The sequence below is a fragment of the Qipengyuania rhodophyticola genome (assembly GCF_042493225.1).
Taxonomy (GTDB): Bacteria; Pseudomonadota; Alphaproteobacteria; order Sphingomonadales; family Sphingomonadaceae; genus Erythrobacter.
Window position 1 is genome coordinate 2,811,134 of record NZ_CP170454.1, and the last position, 21,478, is coordinate 2,832,611.

The 21,478-nt window shown below is 57.7% G+C and carries 14 protein-coding genes; 6 read left to right on the forward strand and 8 right to left on the reverse strand.

Annotated features, from left to right (window positions below):
* The first annotated feature begins 13 nt into the window (after window positions 1-13).
* Entirely contained in the window at window positions 14-655 is a 642-nt protein-coding gene (gene maiA, locus ACFCXQ_RS13500) for a maleylacetoacetate isomerase (protein WP_379551435.1), read from the forward strand.
* A 21-nt stretch (window positions 656-676) separates the two neighbouring features.
* Here maiA and ACFCXQ_RS13505 read toward each other — a convergent pair whose 3' ends face one another.
* The 3 genes from ACFCXQ_RS13505 to ACFCXQ_RS13515 all read right to left on the reverse strand — a co-directional run bounded on the left by ACFCXQ_RS13505 (window position 677) and on the right by ACFCXQ_RS13515 (window position 3,573).
* On the reverse strand, window positions 677-1,375 hold the full coding sequence (locus ACFCXQ_RS13505) for an alternative oxidase (protein WP_379551437.1): 699 nt from the start codon (window positions 1,373-1,375) through the stop codon (window positions 677-679).
* A gap of 151 nt (window positions 1,376-1,526) precedes the next feature.
* Window positions 1,527-2,690, reverse strand: a complete 1,164-nt coding sequence (locus ACFCXQ_RS13510) for an acyl-CoA dehydrogenase family protein (protein ID WP_379551439.1) — start codon at window positions 2,688-2,690, stop codon at window positions 1,527-1,529.
* Between the two features lie 121 nt (window positions 2,691-2,811).
* Window positions 2,812-3,573: a crotonase/enoyl-CoA hydratase family protein gene (locus ACFCXQ_RS13515; protein ID WP_379551440.1), complete on the reverse strand. Its 762-nt coding sequence runs from the start codon at window positions 3,571-3,573 to the stop codon at window positions 2,812-2,814.
* Between the two features lie 110 nt (window positions 3,574-3,683).
* Here ACFCXQ_RS13515 and ACFCXQ_RS13520 point away from each other — a divergent pair, with 110 nt between their 5' ends.
* From ACFCXQ_RS13520 to ACFCXQ_RS13540, 5 genes are read left to right on the forward strand one after another with little or no spacing between them, the layout of a single operon-like run.
* Window positions 3,684-4,952, forward strand: a complete 1,269-nt coding sequence (locus ACFCXQ_RS13520) for an acetyl-CoA C-acetyltransferase (protein ID WP_379551442.1) — start codon at window positions 3,684-3,686, stop codon at window positions 4,950-4,952.
* Between the two features lie 54 nt (window positions 4,953-5,006).
* Entirely contained in the window at window positions 5,007-8,585 is a 3,579-nt protein-coding gene (locus tag ACFCXQ_RS13525; RefSeq protein ID WP_379551444.1) for a hydantoinase B/oxoprolinase family protein, read from the forward strand.
* Window positions 8,586-8,597: 12 nt separating this feature from the next.
* Window positions 8,598-9,299, forward strand: coding sequence for a DUF969 domain-containing protein (locus ACFCXQ_RS13530; RefSeq protein ID WP_379551446.1), 702 nt, complete (start codon window positions 8,598-8,600; stop codon window positions 9,297-9,299).
* The gene (locus ACFCXQ_RS13535; RefSeq protein WP_379551448.1) at window positions 9,296-10,258 is read left to right on the forward strand and encodes a DUF979 domain-containing protein; all 963 of its coding nucleotides are present in this window, start codon (window positions 9,296-9,298) and stop codon (window positions 10,256-10,258) included. Before ACFCXQ_RS13530 ends, ACFCXQ_RS13535 begins: the two co-directional genes overlap by 4 nt.
* Window positions 10,249-11,211: a DUF2891 domain-containing protein gene (locus tag ACFCXQ_RS13540; protein ID WP_379551450.1), complete on the forward strand. Its 963-nt coding sequence runs from the start codon at window positions 10,249-10,251 to the stop codon at window positions 11,209-11,211. Before ACFCXQ_RS13535 ends, ACFCXQ_RS13540 begins: the two co-directional genes overlap by 10 nt.
* A gap of 62 nt (window positions 11,212-11,273) precedes the next feature.
* Here ACFCXQ_RS13540 and ACFCXQ_RS13545 read toward each other — a convergent pair whose 3' ends face one another.
* The 5 genes from ACFCXQ_RS13545 to ACFCXQ_RS13565 all read right to left on the reverse strand — a co-directional run bounded on the left by ACFCXQ_RS13545 (window position 11,274) and on the right by ACFCXQ_RS13565 (window position 21,474).
* On the reverse strand, window positions 11,274-14,045 hold the full coding sequence (locus ACFCXQ_RS13545; protein ID WP_379551452.1) for a phosphoenolpyruvate carboxylase: 2,772 nt from the start codon (window positions 14,043-14,045) through the stop codon (window positions 11,274-11,276).
* Window positions 14,046-14,091: 46 nt separating this feature from the next.
* Complete coding sequence (locus tag ACFCXQ_RS13550) at window positions 14,092-14,733, reverse strand: bifunctional 4-hydroxy-2-oxoglutarate aldolase/2-dehydro-3-deoxy-phosphogluconate aldolase (protein ID WP_379551454.1); 642 nt, start codon at window positions 14,731-14,733, stop codon at window positions 14,092-14,094.
* A gap of 184 nt (window positions 14,734-14,917) precedes the next feature.
* On the reverse strand, window positions 14,918-16,501 hold the full coding sequence (locus ACFCXQ_RS13555) for a sodium/sugar symporter (RefSeq protein ID WP_379551456.1): 1,584 nt from the start codon (window positions 16,499-16,501) through the stop codon (window positions 14,918-14,920).
* A 197-nt stretch (window positions 16,502-16,698) separates the two neighbouring features.
* Window positions 16,699-19,818 (reverse strand): TonB-dependent receptor, encoded by a 3,120-nt coding sequence (locus tag ACFCXQ_RS13560; RefSeq protein ID WP_379551458.1) that lies wholly within the window; start codon window positions 19,816-19,818, stop codon window positions 16,699-16,701.
* Window positions 19,819-19,959: 141 nt separating this feature from the next.
* Window positions 19,960-21,474 (reverse strand): tryptophan halogenase family protein, encoded by a 1,515-nt coding sequence (locus ACFCXQ_RS13565; RefSeq protein WP_379551460.1) that lies wholly within the window; start codon window positions 21,472-21,474, stop codon window positions 19,960-19,962.
* Between the last annotated feature and the right edge of the window lie 4 nt (window positions 21,475-21,478).

A 21,478-nucleotide genomic window follows, 5' to 3' on the forward strand; every position in this document is an offset into this window, starting at 1 on the left:
AGAAGGGAACCCCATGAAACTCCACGGCTACTATCGCAGCTCGACCAGCTACCGTTTGCGGATCGCGTTGGAGCTGAAAGGTCTCGAATACGAGAACGTGCCGGTAAACCTGCTTAAGGCTGAGCAAAAGGGTGAAGCCTATTCTAGCCGCAATCCTTTCGCGAGTGTGCCGATGCTAGAGGCAGACGGCGCCGACCGCGCGCAAAGCATGGCGATGATAGAGTGGCTGGACGAGGCCTATCCTGAAAAGCCTCTGCTGCCCGCCGATATCGAGCAGCGATATATTGCGCGCGAATTGGGCATGGCCATCGCAACGGAGCTGCATGCGCCGCTCAACTTACCGGTGCTTAAATATCTTAAAGACCCGCTTGGCCATGATCAGAGCGAGATTGATGTGTGGTATCGCCACTGGCTTGCCCGCACGCTTGCCCCATTGGAGCAACGCTTAGCGCAGCTTGACACCGGCGATTTCCTGTTTGATGCGCCTGGATATTTCGAGGTCATTTTGCTCCCACAAACCTACAATGCGCGGCGGTTTGAGTTTGATGTGGACGCCCTCAAACATGTCGCTCGAATAGAGACAGCGTGCCTCGCCCTGCCCGAGTTTCAGAGGGCTCATCCCGACAATCAGCCGGACAATCCCGACAACGCCTAGATCGCGGACTGCCTCTGCAGTTTAGCCCTCGCCGAGCTTGCGGCGCTTGTCGAGATCGCCTTCCCGTCGCTCGTCAATCTTGTCGACCATCCAGTGATTGACATCACGGTGTTCCGCCTCGTCAGCGCGCACCACGATAATCACGTCGCGCAACATCGCATCTTCAGGCAATCGCCAATAGTCCTTGGCGATCTGCGGCGCTGGAACGTTTTTCGCGCGCCCTGCGTCGACTTCGGCGAGATAGGCTGTGTAGCTGATCACCGCTTCTTCCTCAAAATAGCCAACCACCCGGTGCGCAGTACGCGGCGCGATCAGATACAGCACGAAGTAGAAATTGAAGAAGATCCCTTGCGCTATCAGGATCAGGAACCGCTCAAACATATTCGGCTCGGCGATCTCGATAAAGGTCATCAGATGCATCCGCTCATTCTCCGCTTCATCAAGAAGCGTGCGGATCCATCCCTCATCATCGCGCATGCGGCGCAGAGCGCTTAAATGCTGCAACATCCCGCCAACCATGCCAGGCACAGCGGCCACCGTTTCCAGAATGACTGCCCTGTGACCATAGCGCTTAGCAAAGAAGGTGTCGGCGAAAAATCGGAGCAATTTCACAAAGGCAAAGGCCACCTTATCGCTGACCGTTTTCGGGGCAACATGAACAGACAAATCAGCGTCAGCATTGACTTGGCGGATTAGCGGTTTGGTATCTAAATGCTTCATCACTCACCTCGGCGATCATTGTTTAACCAACGGGCACCCCAGCGTAGGGTTCCAGCACCGGCTCTGACACATTGCCAAAATAGCGATTATGCGCTCAAATTACCCGACAGAACGCAGCACCAAGAGTTTAGTTTTTTGCAACTCGCCCCAGCTACATGCTGCGTGCGATCAGCATTTTCATAACTTCGTTCGAACCGCCAAAGATGCGCGTGATCCGGCTATCGCGGTAAAGCTTAGCGATCGGATATTCATTGATGTAGCCAGCGCCGCCGTGCAGCTGCAGGCACTTGTCAACGACCTCGCCCTGAAGCTCGGTGCACCAATATTTCGCCATTGACGCGGTCGCCACGTCAAGCTCGCCCTTTAGCAATCTTGCGATGCAATCATTGACGAACACACGCGCTGCGGTGCCCCTTGCCTTGAGATCAGCAAGCACAAATTGTGTGTTCTGGAAATCCCAGATCGTCTGGCCGAAAGCTTTGCGCTCTTTGACGTATTCGACTGTGGTTTCGAGCGCTTTCTCAATCGCGGTGCAAGCACCCATCGCTATGACCAGCCGCTCTTGTGGTAGCTCGCCCATCAGCTGATAGAAACCCTTGCCCTCTACGCCGCCAAGCACATTTTCGGCAGGCACGAAGACATCCTCAAAGAACAGCTCAGAGGTATCCGCCGCGTCCATCCCGATCTTGTCGAGTTTCTTGCCGCGTTCAAATCCGTCAGCGCCTTCCGTCTCAAGCAGCATCAGCGAAATGCCCTTGGCCCGCTCATTCGGGTCGGTCTTGGCCACCACCACAATGAAGTCAGCGGTTTGGCCATTGGAAATATAGGTCTTCGCGCCGTTGATGCGGTAGCCATTTCCATCTTTCAGCGCGGTGGTGGTGATCGATTGGAGATCAGAGCCGACGCCGGGTTCCGTCATCGCAATCGCGCTGACCAATTCACCCGTTACCAGCTTTGGCAGGTATTTCTTCTTCTGCTCTTCCGTGCCGTGGCGCACCAGATACGGCAGAATGATAGTGTTGTGCAGCGATGCCGCAAAGCCATCAACTTCGTTTTTGGATTGCTGGTCCAGAACAACCATATCGTGCCGGAAATCGCCGCCGTGCCCGCCATATTCCTCCGGAACTGAAACACCGAGCAGCCCGGCTGCGCCCGCCTCATTCCAAAACTCGCGCTCTACCTGGCCATCCTCGCGCCATTTCTCGACCCGCTTTTGAGGCGCCTTATCTTGATAGAACTTGCCCACTGCATCAGCGAAGATTGAGATTTCCTCATCCTCCATGAATTCGGGCTGCGGAACGTCGATTACTGGCATTAAATCTCTCCTAGTCTGCCGAGCCACCCGCACCCTCCACCCTTCCACCCGGAACCTACCGGGACACTATCCGGGTGAAAGGGTGGAGGGTGCGGTGGCTCGGCCTCTAAATCAGGAAACCTTACTTCCCTTTCCAATTCGGTGCGCGCTTCTCGGCAAAGGCGGCTGCGCCTTCGCGGGCGTCTTCCGAAACAAAGACCGGCCCCATCAGTTTGCCTTGCTCTGCCCAGCGTTCTGCATCACCCCACAGCCGCGATTCGTTCACAATCTGCTTGGAGACTTTGACCGCGAGCGGGCCATTCGCGGTGATCTTACCCGCAAGCTCAATCGCCGCATCTAGCGCTGGGCCGTCGGTCACGTGGTTAAGCAGGCCCAGCTCATAGGCACGTTCAGTGCCTATGAACTCGCCTGTTAGAGCGAGCTCCATGGCGACTTTTGACGGGATCAAGTTGGGCAGCTTCATCAATCCACCAGCCGCGGCGACAAGCCCGCGCTTCGCCTCAGGAATGCCGAATTTTGCGTTCTTATTCGCGACAATCAGATCACAAGAGATCATAAGTTCCATACCGCCAGCCAGCGCGTAGCCTTCAACGGCTGCAATGAGCGGTTTAGCCGGACCCTTTTCCGTCAGGCCGCCAAATCCGCGTCCGGGAACGCTCGGTGTTTCGCCGCGCAGAAAGCCCTTGAGATCCATGCCCGAGCAGAATGTTCCGCCAGCGCCTGTGATGATGCCAACACGCAGATCATCCTCTGCATCAAGGCGATCCAGCGCCGCCGCAATCGCTTCTGACGCGGCCTTGGTCATGGCATTTTTGGCCTCGGGCCGATTGATCGTAATGATCAACACACCGTCGCGGTCTTCTGTCAGCACTTCCTCAGTCATCTGCGGATTCTCCCATTTCTCTTTGAAACTGAATTCTTGCGCGCAAGCTGGCCAAGGTTTACGCAAACGTCAACTAAGATTCGCAAAATCAATTGGAGAGGACCAAAATCATGGCTGAGGCATATATCATCGACGCGGTGCGCACCCCGCGCGGTATCGGCAAGCAAGGCAAGGGCGCGCTGGCAGCTGAGCACCCGCAGCATCTGGCTGCGACGGTCTTGAAAGCGATTGCGGAGCGCAACAGCCTCGACACCAGCACGGTGGACGATGTGATCTGGTCGGTCAGCACGCAAGACGGCATGCAGGCGGGCGACCTGGGCCGGATGGCCGCGCTTGATGCGTGCTATGACATCACGTCCAGCGGGACCACGCTTGACCGGTTCTGCGGGGGCGGAATTACGTCGGTTAGTCTCGCGGCCGCCCAAGTGATGAGCGGCATGGAAGATTGCGTGGTTGCCGGCGGCACAGAAATGATGAGCCTCACCGCTGCCATGTCGAAAGAGAAAATGCAGGCCGGGATCAAACCGCCTATGATGGGCAGCTACAATGAGCGGCTCCAGAAGGTTCACCCGCAATCGCACCAGGGGATTTGCGGCGATGCCATCGCGACGATTGAAGGTTTCACCCGCGAAGAACTCGACGAGGTCGGCTATCGCAGTCAGCAGCGTGCGGCAGTAGCTCTGAACGAAGGCCGGTTTGAAAAGTCCGTTGTCCCTGTGGTGGCTGACGATGGCACAGTGCTGCTCGACAAGGACGAGTACCCTCGCCCGCAAACAACGCTGGAAGGGCTTGCCGAGCTGGAGCCTGCCTTCACCAAAATCGCTGACATACCGCTCGATGCCCATGGCACGACCTTCCGCGGTCTGATCAATCAGAAATATCCTGACGTCGATATTCAAAACTTTCACCATGCGGGCAATAGCTCTGGCGTGGTTGATGGCGCGGCGGCGGTTCTGGTCGCCAGCAAAGACTATGCGCAAAAGAATGGCCTGAAGCCGCGCGCGCGCATTGTCGCGACTGCGAATATGGGCGATGATCCGACCTTGATGCTCAACGCGCCAGTGCCCGCCGCCAAGAAGGTTCTGGAGAAGGCTGGCCTAACAAAGGACGATATCGACCTGTACGAGATCAACGAAGCTTTCGCAGTTGTCGCGGCCAAGTTCGTTCGCGATCTTGAGCTTGATTGGGACAAGGTCAACGTCAATGGCGGCTCGATTGCGCTGGGCCACCCAATCGGCGCGACCGGTTCTATCCTGATCGGTACAATCGTCGATGAGCTAGAGCGGCGCGGCCTCAAGCGTGGTTTGGTGACGATGTGCGCGGCGGGCGGTATGGCCCCGGCAATCATTGTCGAGACGGTGGATGATTTCGTTGACTAACACCTTGTCCCGCATGGCGTTCGACTTAAGGTGCGCACTCATGCGGGATAGGTTTTGAGCAATAACGAAGAGCCAACCGGCGGCGCGTGGCGCTTTGCCGTTGATCGTGGTGGTACGTTTACCGATGTTGTGGCGGTGACGCCCGCTGGCCAGCTCGTTACTGACAAGCTGCTATCGGTTAATCCTGGGCATTATAACGACGCAGCGAGCGAGGCTGTGCGGCGGCTCATGGCGCAGCATGGCGAAGCCCCGATTGGCGAGATGCGGGTAGGCACTACGGTCGCGACCAACGCTCTGCTGGAGCGCAAGGGCGAACGGGTCGCGCTGTGCATTACGCGCGGTTTCGGCGATGCCCTGCGGATCGGAACGCAGGCGCGCCCTGAGATATTCGCACGGCATATTGTACTACCCGAGCAGCCCGCTGAGCAGGTAATTGAGATTTCTGAGCGCGTGAGCGTCGATGGCGACGTCTTGACCGAGCTGGACGAAGCTGCCGCTGCGACAGCGTTTGCAGCGGCGCGTGCCGACGGCATTGAAGCCATCGCTATCATCCTGATGCATGGTTGGAAGTACCCTGCGCACGAGCAGCGGCTAGCTGAACTAGCCCGCGGTGCTGGCTTTTCGCAGATCAGCGTCAGCCATGAAGTTGCACCGCTTATCCGCCTGATCCCGCGCGGCGACACCACCGTGGTCGACGCCTATTTGTCCCCGGTCCTGCGCCACTATGTCGAAGAGCTTGAGGCTGAGCTTCCTGACACTGAACAGCTGCGCTTTATGCAGTCCAATGGCGGCCTTGCAGACGGGCACAATTTTCGCGGAAAAGACGCGATTTTATCAGGTCCGGCGGGCGGAGTGGTGGGCATGGTCGCAGCTAGCGCACCGCTGGGGCACACAAGGCTCATCGGTTTCGATATGGGCGGAACCAGCACGGACGTTGCGCATTACGCAGGCGATTTGGAGCTCACCAGTGACAGCACAATTGCTGGCATCCGTATCGCAGCGCCGATGATGCAGATCCACACTGTTGCGGCGGGCGGTGGCTCAATTTGCAGCTTTGACGGCAGCCGGTTTCGGGTCGGTCCTGAAAGCGCGGGCGCAGACCCGGGCCCAGCGTGCTACCGTAAAGGCGGCCCACTGACGGTGACCGATTGCAATCTGTTTTTGGGGCGCATCGATCCAGCCTTTTTCCCACACGTATTCGGACCCGATGGCAATCAAGCACTCAGCAAAAAGGCCGCGCAAGAACGCATCCAAGAGATCGCCGATGCGGTGGGTCACACCCAATCCTTGGCCGATATCGCCGAAGGTTTTCTCGAGATTGCCGTCGACAATATGGCCAATGCCATCCGCAAGATCAGCGTTGCGCGCGGGCACGATGTTACCCGCTACGCGCTCGCATGCTTCGGCGGCGCAGGCGGCCAGCATGCTTGCCGCGTGGCCGATGCGCTGGGCATGGAAACGGTGCTGATCCACCCACTAGCAGGCATGCTGTCAGCCTATGGGATCGGCCTCGCGCCGGTAAAAGCGATCCGCGAGAAGAGCTTAGCACAAGACCTGTCGCAGGATTTCGATGACGCACTTGGCGCGTTGCAAGAGGAGGCACGCCGCGACCTAAACGCGCAAGGCATTGAGAGCCAAGCAATTACCATCACCTCACGCGCGAGGCTGCGTTTTGAGGGTAGCGACAGCGTGATCACACTTCTCTGTAGCTCGAAATCCGAGATGGAGCAGACCTTCCGGTCCGAGCACCGCAAGCAATTCGGATATTCGGATGACACAGCGGCGATCATCGTGGAAGCGCTCAGCGTTGAGGCAAGCGGCAATAGCTCAGAGGTGGCCTCATCGGCATCAATCACCGCAGCAGGCACCGCGCAGCCAAGCGGCGAATGGGCTTTCGTGGAGCGAGGCGAGCTTGCCGAAAGTGAGGCTGCCAAAGGTCCGCTCCTGATCATTGACCCGGGATCGACCACCGTCGTTGAGCCGGGATGGCAGGCGGAGCGCAAACAGGATGGAAGCCTCGTGTTGACCCGGCACAAGGCGCTGGAACGTAGCCGTGCGGCGGGCACTAAAGTCGATCCGGTCCGCCTTGAGATCTTCAACAGTCTATTCATGGCCATCGCTGAGGAAATGGGTGTTGTGCTCCAATCCACTGCGACTTCGGTCAATATCAAGGAACGGCTCGATTTCTCCTGCGCGCTATTCGATGCCCTGGGAGCATTGATCGCCAATGCCCCTCATATCCCGGTGCACTTGGGCTCAATGGGTGACAGCATCAGACGTGTGATTGAGGCGCGTGGTAATGATGCGAACGGTAGCCCACGCGACGGGCGAGGCATATTGCGCGGCGACGCCTATGTCCTCAACGATCCCTATCGCGGCGGCACTCATTTGCCCGACGTAACGGTAATTGTGCCGGTGTTTTACGATGACAGAAGCGTTCAGCCCGACGCCTTTGTGGCGGCACGCGGGCACCACTCCGATATCGGAGGGATCGCGCCCGGCTCCATGCCGCCAGACAGCCAATCCATCGAAGAAGAAGGCGTGCTGATCGACAATGTACTCCTCGTCGATCAAGGCGAATTTCAGGAAAGCGCCATCCGCGCGGTGCTCGCCTCAGGCAATTATCCAGCCCGCAATCCTGATCGCAATCTGTCCGATTTGCGCGCGCAACTGGCAGCCTGCACGCGCGGCGCTGAGCTACTCATTTCGGCCACGCGCGATAGCGGCGCAGATGTTGTGCGGGCATTTATGGGCCACGTCTTGGACAATGCTGAGGAACAAGTGCGCCGTCTGCTCGACCGGCTAGAGGATGGCGCATTTACCTATCCCATGGATAGCGGCGCGCAGATCTCCATCTCCATCCGCATCGACCGCGACAGCCGCTCTGCCACCATCGATTTTACCGGAACCAGCCGTCAGCAGGACGATAATTTCAACGCGCCGCGATCCATCACGCGCGCGGCAACGCTCTATGTCCTGCGCACTTTGATTGATGATCCGATCCCGATGAATGATGGGTGCCTCAGACCCGTGAAGCTGATCGTCCCGAAAGGGTCTATGCTTGACCCCGCACCCGGTGCAGCCGTTGTCGCTGGCAATGTCGAGACGAGCCAGGTGATCACCGATGCGCTGTTCGCGGCGACTGGCCAGCTCGCCCCGTCACAAGGCACGATGAACAACTTCACCTTCGGCAATGACCGCCATCAATACTATGAGACGATTGCGGGCGGATCGGGCGCTGGACCAGATCATCACGGCACCAGCGCAGTGCAAACCCATATGACCAATAGCCGTCTGACTGACCCGGAGATTTTGGAGACGCGGCTTCCGGTTCGACTGGAACGCTTCGCGATCCGGAGCGGCTCTGGCGGAGGTGGCGCACACAAAGGCGGTGACGGGGTTGAGCGGCATGTGACATTCCTCGAAACCATGCGCGCCAATATGCTCGCAAATCGCCGCGGAGTTCCACCACAAGGGATCATGGGCGGGGGCGATGCAAAGCCTGGCCGTAACTGGGTCGAACGATCGGATGGGGCTATTGAGGAACTACCGGCAAGCGCTGCGGCCGATATGGAGCCGGGTGACAGCTTCGTCATTCACACGCCTGGCGGCGGTGGCTACGGCAAGGTCTGAGGGGACAAATTTATGAGTTACTGGCCGCTAATCGGCATTCTGGTGGTCGTCATCGGATTTGCCCTGCGTTTCAATCCGCTCATGGTGGTGGTGGTCGCAGCGATCACGACGGGCCTGCTCGGCGGGCTCGATTTCCTCGCCGTGGTGGAGGCGCTGGGCAAAGCCTTTAACGACAATCGGTATATCAGCGTCACCTGGATCATCCTGCCCGTCATTGGCTTACTTGAGCGCTACGGCCTGCAACAGCGCGCGCGCGCTCTGATCGAGAGCGTGCACGGCGCAACTATGGGCCGCTTGCTGGTGATCTATCTCGGCTTCCGCCAAGTCACTGCGGCATTGGGCATGAAAGACATTGGCGGTCACCCGCAAACCGTGCGTCCGCTGGTCGCGCCAATGGCCGAAGCCGCCGCGCAAAACACGCATGGCGAGCTCTCCGAAGAGGACAATGAGAAGGTCAAAGGCATGGCAGCCGCAACGGACAATGTCGGGCTATTCTTTGGTGAGGACATCTTCTTCGCCATCGCCTCCATCCTTCTGATTCAAGGCGTGTTTGAGAGCTCGGGCTACCCGCTGACGCCGCTTGAACTCTCCGTCTGGGCGATCCCCACCGCGATCTGTGCCTTCTTTATCCATGGCGGCCGCTTGATGGCGTTTGAGCGCCGACTGGGGCAATCGGCCACCGGCGGACAAGCAAGCAAGGGAGATGACGCATGATCACACTTGATTGGCTCTATTTCCTCGCAGGGATCATCTTCACAATCTGGGCTGTGATGAGCGCGCGCGATGTCACCAATGGCAAGCGTTGGGGCAATGCCGCCTTCTGGGGTCTGCTGGCGGTCAGCTTCTTCTTCGGCGGACAATTTTCCGATCTTATGAATGGCATTCTGGTGTTGGTCCTCGTGGCAATCGCCGGGTTCGGCTGGATCGGCCGTAGCGACCCGCCGACCACCTCGCTCGCCGAGCGGCTGCAATTCTCCGGGAAGCTCGGCAGCAGACTGTTCTTCCCGGCCCTGATCATCCCAATAACTGCGGTGGTCGGTACGCTGCTTTACAACTTCACGCCATTGAATGAGACCGGCCTGTTTGAGGAACGACGCGAGACGCTGATCCTGTTTGGAGTTGGCGTGCTGCTCGCGCTGGCTTTCACGATGGTATGGCTCAAACCACCCCTTCTCGCGCCAGTCGAGGAAGGGCGCCGCTTAATGGACTCGATCGGCTGGGCTGCAGTGCTGCCGCAAATGCTCGCGGCCTTGGGCGGCGTATTTGCGCTGGCCGGCGTTGGCGACATTATCGGATCGCTCGCTGGCGAAGTAATCCCCGAGGGCAGTATCTTCCTAGCTGTCTTCATTTTTTGCCTCGGCATGGCCTTCTTCACAATCATCATGGGCAATGCCTTTGCCGCCTTCCCAGTGATGGCCGCTGCGATTGGCATCCCTGTGCTGGTTGAGCAATTTGACGGTGATCCTGCTGTGATCGGGGCGGTTGGAATGCTGGCGGGTTTCTGCGGTACTTTGTGCACACCGATGGCCGCGAACTTTAACATCGTCCCGGCTGCGCTGCTGGAATTGAAAGATCAATATGGCGTCATCCGCCAGCAAATCGGCACCGCCATTCCGCTCTGGGTGTGCAACGTACTGATCATCTACATCGCAGGGTTCTATCTATGGAACTGACAGAAAATATCGCCCGCCGGTTTGCGCAGGCCGCTTTGGGTCATGTGACACGCGAATATCCGCACAAGCTCGATCACGTGATGAGCGGCAATGGTGACGTCTTGCCGCCCAGCGTGCTTCACCCGGTGTTCTATGGCAGTTTTGATTGGCACAGCTGTGTGCATGGCTGGTGGACTTTGCTCACCTTGCGGCGGCTCTATCCAGAAACGGACGAGGCACGCGATATAACGACACTGGCTCAAGAAACTTTCACACCCCACAAGCTAGGCGCTGAACTCGCCTATCTGGAGCGTCCAGAGAGCTCGAGCTTTGAGCGGCCCTATGGATGGGCATGGCTGCTATATCTGCACTTGGAAGCGACCCGTCATGGTGGTCAAAACTGGGGTGAAGGCCTTGAGCCGCTCGCACGCAAATTTGCCGCATGGTTCAAGCATTACCTACCGCTGCTCACCTATCCGATCCGCACCGGCACGCATTACAACACCTCCTTCGCCTGCACGTTGGCGCTCGAATGGGCTGACGAATTCGATGAAACACTGGCGGAGCTTATCAGATCGCGCGCACGCGAGTGGTTTGCGGATGATCAAGACTGCCAGGCCTGGGAACCATGCGGCGATGAATTCCTCTCTTCCGCTTTGTCAGAAGCCTTGTTGATGCGTGGTTGCCTGCCCGAAGATGAATTTGCAGCGTGGTTCCGATCATTCCTTCCCGGCAGTGGCAGCGGCGAGCCGGCAACGCTCTTTAAGCCCGCAATCGTGAGCGACCGAAGCGATGGCAAAATCGCACATCTCGACGGGTTAAATCTCTCGCGAGCATGGGCATGGAAAGGGCTTAGCAGGCCCGATGCGGCCGCCAATCATCTGGATGCATCAATCCCGCATGTGACTGGCGATTATGCTGGTGAGCACTGGCTGGCGAGCTTTGCGTTATTGGCTTTGCTTGTAGATCGCTAGCCGAAGCCGTCCGCGCCCTGCCTGTGCTTTTTGGCCTACCGCTTCGCTACTTGAGGCCAGTTCTACCCATGCGCGCCGAAGATATTCGCAATGGCCGTCGAGACACGCAGCGAGAGCTGATAAGCTTCATCTAACGGTTCAATGTAATTCTCATGGATCGAGCGATAGCCATTGGCCCCCTGATCCGGATAATCGCTCGGCGACGCGACCTCGAAATCGGTGATTGAGGGATAGCTGGTCGGGAAAGCCCGGCGCAATTGCGCCAGCGCGTCGTCAATCCGCAGCGTGAACACCATCTCCATCACATCATCGCGGCTGATATCATTCGCCCGGCTAAACGGCGGGACAGACACGACTTTGAGGAACATGTGCTGAAGCAGTGCAAGCCGCAGCGCCTGAAGCACGCCAATGGCACGGCGCTTGTTTTCGCGGTCAGGCAGCGGCGTCTCATCGGGGATATGCGCAAGTAGGCGGTGCAGTTTCATAGCATCGACCCGCAGACGCGAAGCAAGTCGCCGGAACACGCCCGTGCGATCATCCTTGGTCAGATATTCCGCCAGCGCGAGGCATGGATCTTCCAAATGCTGCTCAGTTCCGCGATAGGGCCGGCTGGCCCAATAGGCGGAATTAAACAGCTCGCCATATGCCGCGACAGTCTTGATGCTCGCGAGCGCATTTGCCGCGCGCAACAGCCGGAACATTTGCCGCCCACGCGGGCTTTCCGCAAGCAAGCCAGGCAGCTCATCGCTTGCGCCTTCCGCAGCGGTGCCAACCCCGGCGATAACGTTCACCGGATAGCCGAGCTGTTGCAGCACAGCGTTATGCGGGATCGCGCGGATCTGGCGCAGGCTCATATCCCGGTCAGCGGAGAGATCAGACTGGCGACGCGACACGCGGCTACCGGTCTGGTTGAGCATACCAAGCCCAAACGCAGTGACCGCACGCGAGTATGTCTTGGAGCGCAAATGACGTAGCTGATCGCGGCGGATATCACGGTAAAAATCAAGCGTCAGGTCCGTGCGGCGATAAAACTCATCGGTCGGCACGTCAGGATCTGTGCGGTTTGGGCCAGCCTCGAAAATACGTGTTAGCGTCGCCTGCGCCAGTGCGTCAGTACCGAAGAACAGATAGCCGTCTCCGCCCTGAAAGGTCATTTCCGGCTCAAGGCGAATGCCTGCGCGCACAAAGCGGCGGCGCGCCCATGGCGAGAGCGCCCAATCAACTCGGTCAGTGATGCTGGTGGGGTGCGCACCGCGCCCCATACTTTCACCGTGGGTGTTGAAGATAAGAGCCGCCACATCGGTCAATTGATTGGCGACCATCGCGTCTGCCAGGCGGCCTTGGAGCCGCTCAATCGCCAGTGAGGCAGGCAATTGCCCAACAAAGCGCCCAGCGTCGGAAAAGCCGGTTTGGATACAGACGCGCCCGCGCAGCCGCGCATAGTCGCGGTAAATCTCTTCGGACAGCAAGGCATCAAGGAAGCGCCCACCATGCTCAAGTGCGGTTTGTGTTTCAAACAGGGGCGAGACATCGACGCGGTCCTCAACGCCGAACAGCTTGGCAAAATAGAGCGCTGCCAAAACCGTCGTTGGTTGCTCGCATTCTGCGATAAGCATGCGGATCGGGCTGTCAGCATCGATATGCTCGACGATCTGCGCCATCGCGAGGAATTGGCGGATCGCGGTGGAGCTTTCGATGGCGAGCGCGGCAAAGTTAGACCGCAGCGGTTTTGCTTCAGCAATCGCCTCGCGCAATTGGCCGATCGCCGCCTGGCTAGAGATATCAAGCCTGCGCTCCGCGCCTAAACGCTGGCGAATGGCGTTGTGCAATTGGCTGGAGTTCACCCGGAAATGCACCCAGCCCATACCTAAGCCATCAGCCCGCATCGCGCCGCTGGCGACCAATAGCGTCGTCGCCGTCTCATCGTCAGAATCCACCGCGAGTTGCTCAAGCTCAGCAATCATCGGTGCAAGGCTGATCAATTTGTGTGGATGGTCCGCTGTCAGAGCATCAGCTGCACGAGACAAATCGTCCGGCGCGGTAAGATCTTCAGCAAAGATCGTCGCCATGCGCGTCGCGTGTTCCGCAGCAAAGGAGAGCTGCTTGGCGTGATCAGGCGCTGCTTCTTCCAACATTGCGGCGTAGCTTGCCAGTCGCTGCGCCTTCTCGCTCAGGCGGAACCGGATTGAGGTAGACCACGAAATATCTGTGCGGCCATCCATGTCATAACCAACCCATGTCGCAAAGCGCGAAGGCAATGGCCTGAACTCACGCCACTGATCTGGCCATTTTTCGCTCGCTTGGCTTAGCAGCGTTCGGCTCATCCGGTCTCGGGCCGTCTGGCCACGCGCAATGGCGGCCATCGCCGCTGCGTGTTCGGTTTCGAGCGTGACCGAGTCGCGCTCCAGCGCGGGTGCATTGAACGTAGCGGTGTTGCCCGTGCCCTGCTCTGCTGCACTTGCCACTACGCGCGATTGCTCCTCAGTCAGCAGAAATGTCGGGTGCGCGGTGAAGACGATATGCGCGCTCGGCTCGCGCCAGCGCTCCGCAAATTCCTCAAAGCTCGATTCTTCGACTAAGGAGCTCGCCGCAGCATCATTCGCCTCAGGTGCCACCGGATCAAGCAGGCGCGTTAGCCGCGTTGCACGGGCGGCGAGGCCGTCGCTTTCCAATTCGGCAACCAGCCTTTCAAGATCGCCCAGCGACATGGTGCCGTTCTCCAGCTCCCGCGACACCTCAAGACCAAGTTGAAATACCGGATTGAACAAGGGCGTTTCCGAGGTGCGCTGGTGCAGTTCACGCAGACGATCAACGAGGCTAGCGACTGTGGTCATAGGTATTCTCTACAAAGGGCAGGTACTTTGAGACCTGCAAATGTGCTTAGCTGCGAGCGGTCGCGGCGATAGAAACAGCTTCTTCGGCAAGGCGTGTGATAGCCGCGAAATCGCCGCTCGCGACTGCGTCTTTCGGGGTCAGCCAGCTTCCGCCGCATGCGATCACACTATCCAGCGCAAGAAACTCAGACAGATTTGCTGCCGACACGCCGCCCGTGGGCATAAAGCGCATTTCGCGAAACACTGAACCAAGCGCTTTGAGCATTGGGACACCGCCAGCAAGGCTAGCCGGGAAGAACTTCACTTCGCGCAGGCCGAGCGCGTAAGCCCGCTGAACTTCCCCTGCAGTCATCGTGCCCGGATAGATCGGCACGTCCTCAGCCAAACAATATTCGGCGATTTCATCGACGAGGCCAGGACATACTATGAATTGCGCACCCGCCTGATGCACTGCCTTGGCCTGATCAAGCGTAAGCACTGTGCCTGCGCCGACAATAACGTCGTCACACCGCTCCAGAATGGCCTCCATACCCGCCTGCGCATTGTCACTGCGGAGTACCACCTCAATAACACTCAAACCGCCAGCGGCAAGTGCATCGGCAGTTTTCACCGCAACATCCGCATCATCTGTTCCGACCAGTGGAACCACTGGCGCATTGGTTAAACGGGCGACTAACTCATCACGCATGAGCAGGCCCTTCCTCGATAATCATAGCAATTAGCTCCCCAAAGCTGTGGTGCGCGCTGTGGGCCCGACCAAGATGGCCAGCGAACACCCCAGCGCTGCGCCGCAACATTGGCAGGATTGTCAGGCGGAACAAGCCTGTTTCAGCTTGTCCGCACCGAAAGTCAGCTATTGCACGCGGTGCGCCTTACCAAAGAACCGCATAGAGGCCGACTAGGATCGCGATGACCACAATCGACAGCGTGTTGAACAGAGCGCTGGTGGCAAAGCCTATATCGCCCAGGTTCACGCTGCGCTCTTCCTCTGGGGCCGAAGTCAGGCGCGAGACAATTGCCGCCGCAACCAGCACCACCAGGAACACGATCCAGATCCGTACAACAAACGGCAATTCTGGGAACACCGCGTTGACAACAAGGTTCAGGATCACTGATCCAATCAGCGCGGTGTAAGCGCCGGCCGTATTGGCCCGCTTGTCAAAGAAGCCAAGCAGGAAGACGATCACTACGCCCGGCGCAATATAGCCAGTGTACTCCTGGACCGTCTGAAACGCGCTTTCGAAGCCACCAAGGAACGGACGCGCCAGCACCAGTGCAAGGCCCATCGCGACAAAAGCCGACACCCGGCCAACCGTAACATAGTGCTTCTCAGTCTGGTCAGGCTTTACCGAGCGGTACAAGTCCATCGTGAAAATCGTCGAGATAGAGTTCATCATCGAAGCAAGCGATGAGACAACGGCTGCGATAAGCGCTGCAAAAACCAGCCCCCGCAGGCCCGCAGGCGCCATTCCCATAAGCTCGCCATATGTACGGTCAGACCGCTCCGCCAGCGCGCCGCCATCGACCAAACCCTGCTGCGCAAGCATGACCGCCGCAATGCCGGGAATGACGACGATGAAGGGCACCAGCAGCTTCAAGAACGCAGCAAAAGCGAGACCTTTTTGCGCCTCACCCAGGTTTTCCGCTCCGAGCGCACGCTGAATGATATATTGGTTGAAGCCCCAATAGCTGAAATGCAGCACCCAAAGGCCGCCCAGCAATGTCCAGATGCCGGGCAGGTCGCTATATGAGGGATGGCTCTCATCGAGGATCATCTCGAAGTGGCCAGGCATTTCCTGCACCAGCAAAGACAATCCGCCCAGCGCGCCGTCCGCTGGCAATGCGTCCAGCGCGATCCAGGTGATCGCAAGGCCGCCAAAGATCAGGATAACGACCTGAATAATGTCAGTGAGCGCGACCGCTTTGAGGCCGCCATAGAGCGAGTAAAGCGCGGCAAATCCGGCGAGCGCGGCCATTGAACCCATCACGCCCCACCCGGTGAGCGAGTCGACAGCGAGGCCGCCCAACCACAATACGGTAGTAAGGTTCACCGCCGTATAGAGCGCTACCCAGAACACGCTCATCAGTGTTTTGACGCCCTCGCCATAACGCTGAGCGAGGAACTGAGGCATGGTGTAAATCTTGCGCTTCAGGAAGATCGGCAGGAAGTATTTCGCAACGATGATCAGAACCAGCGCAGCCTGCCATTCGTAAGCCGCAATCGCCATGCCAACGACAAAGCCCTGTCCCGACTGGCCGATGATCTGTTCCGCGGAAATGTTGGACGCGATCAGCGATGCACCGATTGCCCACCACGGCAGGGCGCGGCCAGCCAGAAAGTAATCCTCGGTGTTTTTGGAATGCCCGGCAGGCTCGCGGCTAACCGCCAGCGCGATACCCAGCAATGCCAGCGCATAGCCGACAATAATTACGATATCGATCGTCTCAAGCGTCACAGTGCGTCCCCTCAGTACTTTTGTGCGGCGCAGCTATTCATCGTGCTGCTCTTGACACAACTAGCCACATCAACGGGAGAATGCGTCAGGTCCAGAGCGACTTTCCACTATCTCAAAATCTCAAACACCCGGATGACCGCTAAGCCATCCGGGTGGGGAGAAGAGAGAGAAAACCCTCTCATTGATAGGTTACCCCATCAATATGAAGCGCGAACGATGAAGCTAAGGCGCCTATCGTTGCGGAAGAAGTTACGCGGTGCACGCAAGCCAGCTTCATTGATCGTCTGCTCTGTCTCAGTAATGTCGTCGAGCAGGTTCACGCCCTGGACACCGATCTTCCAATTGTCCGTCACGTCCATGAAGATCGAGGCGTCGAGCTGTCCGGTTGCCTTCTGGTAAATCGAGGCAAACGGGAAGATCACATCGCGCGGCGTCAGCTGGAAATCACTCCGCCAGTTATAAGCCACACGCGCTTGAACCCTGCCCTTCTCGTAAAGACCGATAAGGTTGAAGTTATGCTTCGAAATCCGTGGGAAGACGTCCGCATCGATATCAAACCGCGCAGTCGGTGGATCATCACTTGCAAGGCCTTCACCCAATTGGTTGGCGACCCCTTCAGAGTCGATATAAGTGTAGGTCGCTTGCATCCCGAGGCCGCTCAAAATTCCCGGCAGGAAGTCGTAGAACTGCTGGTACGCGACCTCCACGCCTTTGACCTTACCCTTCTCGTCCGAGTTGACTTCAGAGTTACGCAGCAGCGTAAGCCCTTCAATTTGTGCCGGAATTTCTATTGGTGCAAAGGCGATGAAATCATCGATTTCCTTGTAGAAACCGGTGACCGTCAACGACCCAGCATCGGCGAAGTAATATTCCCAAGCCAGATCGAAATTGGTCGAAATCTGAGGGGTCAAAGAGGCATTGCCAGTCGCATTGGAGCTGAAACCGCCAAACGTATTGGGCTGGCCCACTCCGGCAGATGTATCCGGCAATACCGACACTCGAACGCGCTCGTTCAATTGAGTGACCCCGGGACGCGTCATCGTACGCGACGCCGCAAAACGAACGACATGACCGCCGCCAGCATCATATTTCAGGTTCAAGCTCGGTAGAAACTCATCGTAATCAGTATCGACCGTGCTCTGTAGTATCTGTCCATCTCCGATTTGCGCCAAGAGTTGGTCGCGGATCGCGCAAACAGCTGGCTCGGTAAATGTCGGATCGGCTCTACCTGGGAAGCCAGGATCACACTGATCTGTTGTGGGATCTCCAGGCACAGCTGAAGAGAACAGCGTCGCAAAGCTTGGCAACGTTGTAGTTGTATCAACCGAACGATCAGTCCGCACATACCGCAGGCCAATGTTACCTGTCAGCTCGCCTCCGAGAAAGTCGTATGAGCCGAAATCAAGACGTGCATACGCAGCCCAGTTTTCGCGCTTCACCGAGCCGATTTCGCTCGGCAGGAAAGGCGTGCCTTCAACAACACCGTCGCGCTCTGTTAGGGGCACCCAGCCACTCGGGCTACCACCAGTTGCGGCTAGGACATTGTTCAGAACTGCCTGCCAACCATCAAAATCGTCAGCGCCGGGGCCAGTGAAGCCAAGCAGTGGAGCGCCAAGCCCCGTGCCCACTCCGCGCTGATAGCCGCTGAACGCTCGAAGACCGAACAATGGCGCAACAGCAGCCTCAACATCTGGGTTAGCGTTCCCAGTTAGCTGAACAAGCGGCGCGTCTGGGCCGTTAGTTGAGCGACCGGTCCAGACTTCTGAGATGTTACCCCAGTTAAAGTCAGACTCGCGGATCAGCACATCTTCTTCGGAATAACGCAAACCAACACGCGCTGACCGCAGCCACCCATCGTCGGAGAAATCATATTCCATATCGCCGCGGAATGCGAAGGAATCCGCCTCATTCTGCGTGGTGTGATCCATCGCAGAGCGCCAGAACTGATTGGTGTTCTCGAAGCCCACAAATGGAACCGAACCTACCGACGAATCCACGGTCACTGGTGAGAAGAAGCTCGTGTGAACCGTAAGATCGAATATGTTCGCGGTCGACTCAATGTATTGGGCGTCAAAATTGAAGCGCAGTCGCTCCGTGGGAGCAAACTTCAGGTTGAAGCCGTAGTCATTGGTAATATCTTCTTCGAGGCGCTCGCGATAAAGTCCAAGTTGCTGGCCACCTGTCGGCGATAGGAAAGAAGCAGCGCCGTTGGGGCCGCGCCACTGGCTGTTATCGGTAATCGTACCGCCGGTAAAAATGCCATCGTCGTCAAAGACAAAATCGCTCCGATCGAGACCAGGACGACTACGAGCAGCACCATCTGCGGCGGTCTCGATAACATTCTCACCCCACTTGAGGGTAGAGTCAGAACGCAGGAACTGCGCAGTCGCAAGCCAGCGACCGTCATTGCTTTCATACTGAGCCGCAGCAGCAATCGAGAGACGCTCGCGATCAAATTCCTGTGTGCGAATGCTACCGCCAGCTGGGATATAGAGCGGGTTGCCGGCGGCATCAGTGATCAGATTATCGTCTGACGTATCGTTTGGCGTGCCACCATTGTCTCGGTCTTGGAAATCCGCAAGACCGGTACCATCACCGCGGGTCTTCAGGCGGTTGTACGAAATGTTGCCAAGCAGGCCAAAACGACCGGCATCGGTGTCCCAGCTGTTGGAATAGAGGAATGAGCCGCCTGGCGTTACTTCATCCGCTAGGTCGGTAAGCTGAGCCTCGACGCTTGCTGCGATGACCTGTTTGTTTTGGTCGAATGGAAGACGTGTGCGTAGGTCAATCGTACCAGCCGCACCGCCCTCAATCAGGTCGGCGGAAGAGTTCTTGAAAACGACTACGCTCCCGAGCAGCTCTGGGGAAACATCTTCAAAACCAAGCACACCGCCAGAATTCGCGGCGAATACGTCCCTTCCATTGAGCTCAGAGCGCACGAATGGGAGGCCGCGAATAACCACGCCCGAACCCTCAACGGCGAAGTGATCAGGATCATTCGGCCCAGCGAAGCGCAGTACAGAGACTCCGGGAACGCGCTGAAGGGCTTCGGAAACCGAACGGTCAGGCAGCGCGCCGATGTCGGATGCGGTGATCACGTCTACAACCGTATCAGCGTTGCGCTTCGTATCTTGCGCGGTAGCCAAAGACTGACGGATGCCGCTCACGATGATGACATTGTCATCACTCGCCTCTTCTTGAGTTGTCTCCGCATCAGCTTCCTGCGCCAAAGCAGGAACAGCCGTGATCAGTCCAAGTGTGGACGCGCTAAAAAGTAGAGATTTGCCGATGTGATTCGACGACTTCTGAGATCGCATAGCGATTTTCCCTCCCAAAAACGGCTTACCTGAGCCGCAGTTTATTTTCCCGAGCCTGTTGTGGACGAAATTTGGCAACGTTGTCAACACTGGTCAAATTGTTCATTGTGAATGATGCGAAAACGACACAGTTCTATGGCTTCACTTAGCGGTCGCCGCACAATGCTCGTCAATAAAGCCTTGATGCGTAGGCATTTGCTCGGCGGCATGGCCAATCGTCTGCCCTACCTTCCCGATAAGCGCGTCCACACGCTCCATCGACATTTTGGCGATAAGCGGGTTGCTAGCCTGCGGCTCAACCCCTTGCCCATACATTACGGCGAGCCAGCTGGCCGTGCCAAAGATGTCGCCGGTTTCCTCAAAAATCCGGCCTGATGCCTCGAATTGTGCGAGCCGCCGCGCCAAATCTGGTGAGCGAGCAATCGTTTGGCAATGGCGCCAAAACGGCGTGTCATCGCGCCGTGTTGCGGTGTAATGCAACACCAGAAAATCGCGCACCTTCTCATATTCATGCAATGTCCGCGTGTTGAAGGCATCGATATCGCTTGGGTTAAGGCGCTTGTCTGGGAAATGGGTGAGCAGCCTCGCGATGCTTGTTTGCACAAGATGAATGCTGGTCGATTCGAGCGGCTCCATAAAGCCCGCAGCAAGGCCCAGCGCCAGCACATTGCCGTTCCAGAATTTCTTGCGGTGTCCCGTTATGAAACGCAGCAAGCGCGGATCAGCCAGCGGCTCGCTATCGAGGTTCTCGAGCAAGGTCTGTTTCGCCGCCTCTTCGTCGATAAACTCGCTACAGAACACGTGGCCATTGCCCGTCCGGTGCTGCAGCGGGATGCGCCACTGCCAGCCCGCCTCACGCGCAGTTGCCCGGGTATAGGGGATGGGGTCCGCCTGCTTAGCCGTCGGCACTGCCCAGGCTCTGTCGCAGGGAAGCCAGCTGCGCCAATCCTCATAGCCTGTCTCAAGCGCCTGCTCGATCAGCAGCCCGCGAAAGCCCGAGCAATCGACAAAGAAATCGCCGCTGATCTCTCGTCCGTCTTCTGTGCGAACGGCTGTTACATGCCCGCTCTCGGCGTCTTGATCGACATGGCCGATCTTGCCTTCAACCCGCTCAACGCCATGGTTCTCTGCGTATTTTCTCAGGAACTTTGCATAGAGAGATGCGTCAAATTGGAAGGCGTAATTGATCCCTGCATAAGCTGAACGAGGGTTGTCGCGCACAGGACGCATGAACTTTTCCCGCCGGCATGCCTCCACCATCAGTGAATAGGAAAACAGATCGTCCTTTTTGCCCGCGAGAGCCCGGTGAAACCAGTACTGGTAGAAGGGAATGGCATCGAAATCATGGCCGAAATCGCCGAAAGGATGGATGTAGCTGTGGCCCAGTTCCAGCCAGTCGACAAACTCAATGCCCAGTTTGAAAGTCGCATTGGTTTCACGCACAAAGGTGTCTTCATCAATGCCAAGCATCTGATTGAATGCGATGATTGGCGGAATAGTCGCCTCGCCCACGCCGACCGTGCCGATTTCTTCTGATTCGATGAGCGTGACCGTGGTTTTGGAACCTTCCAAAACAAAACCAAGCGCCGCCGCGGCCATCCATCCAGCGGTGCCCCCGCCAACTATGACAACGTTATCGAAAAGATGCTCGTTCATGTGG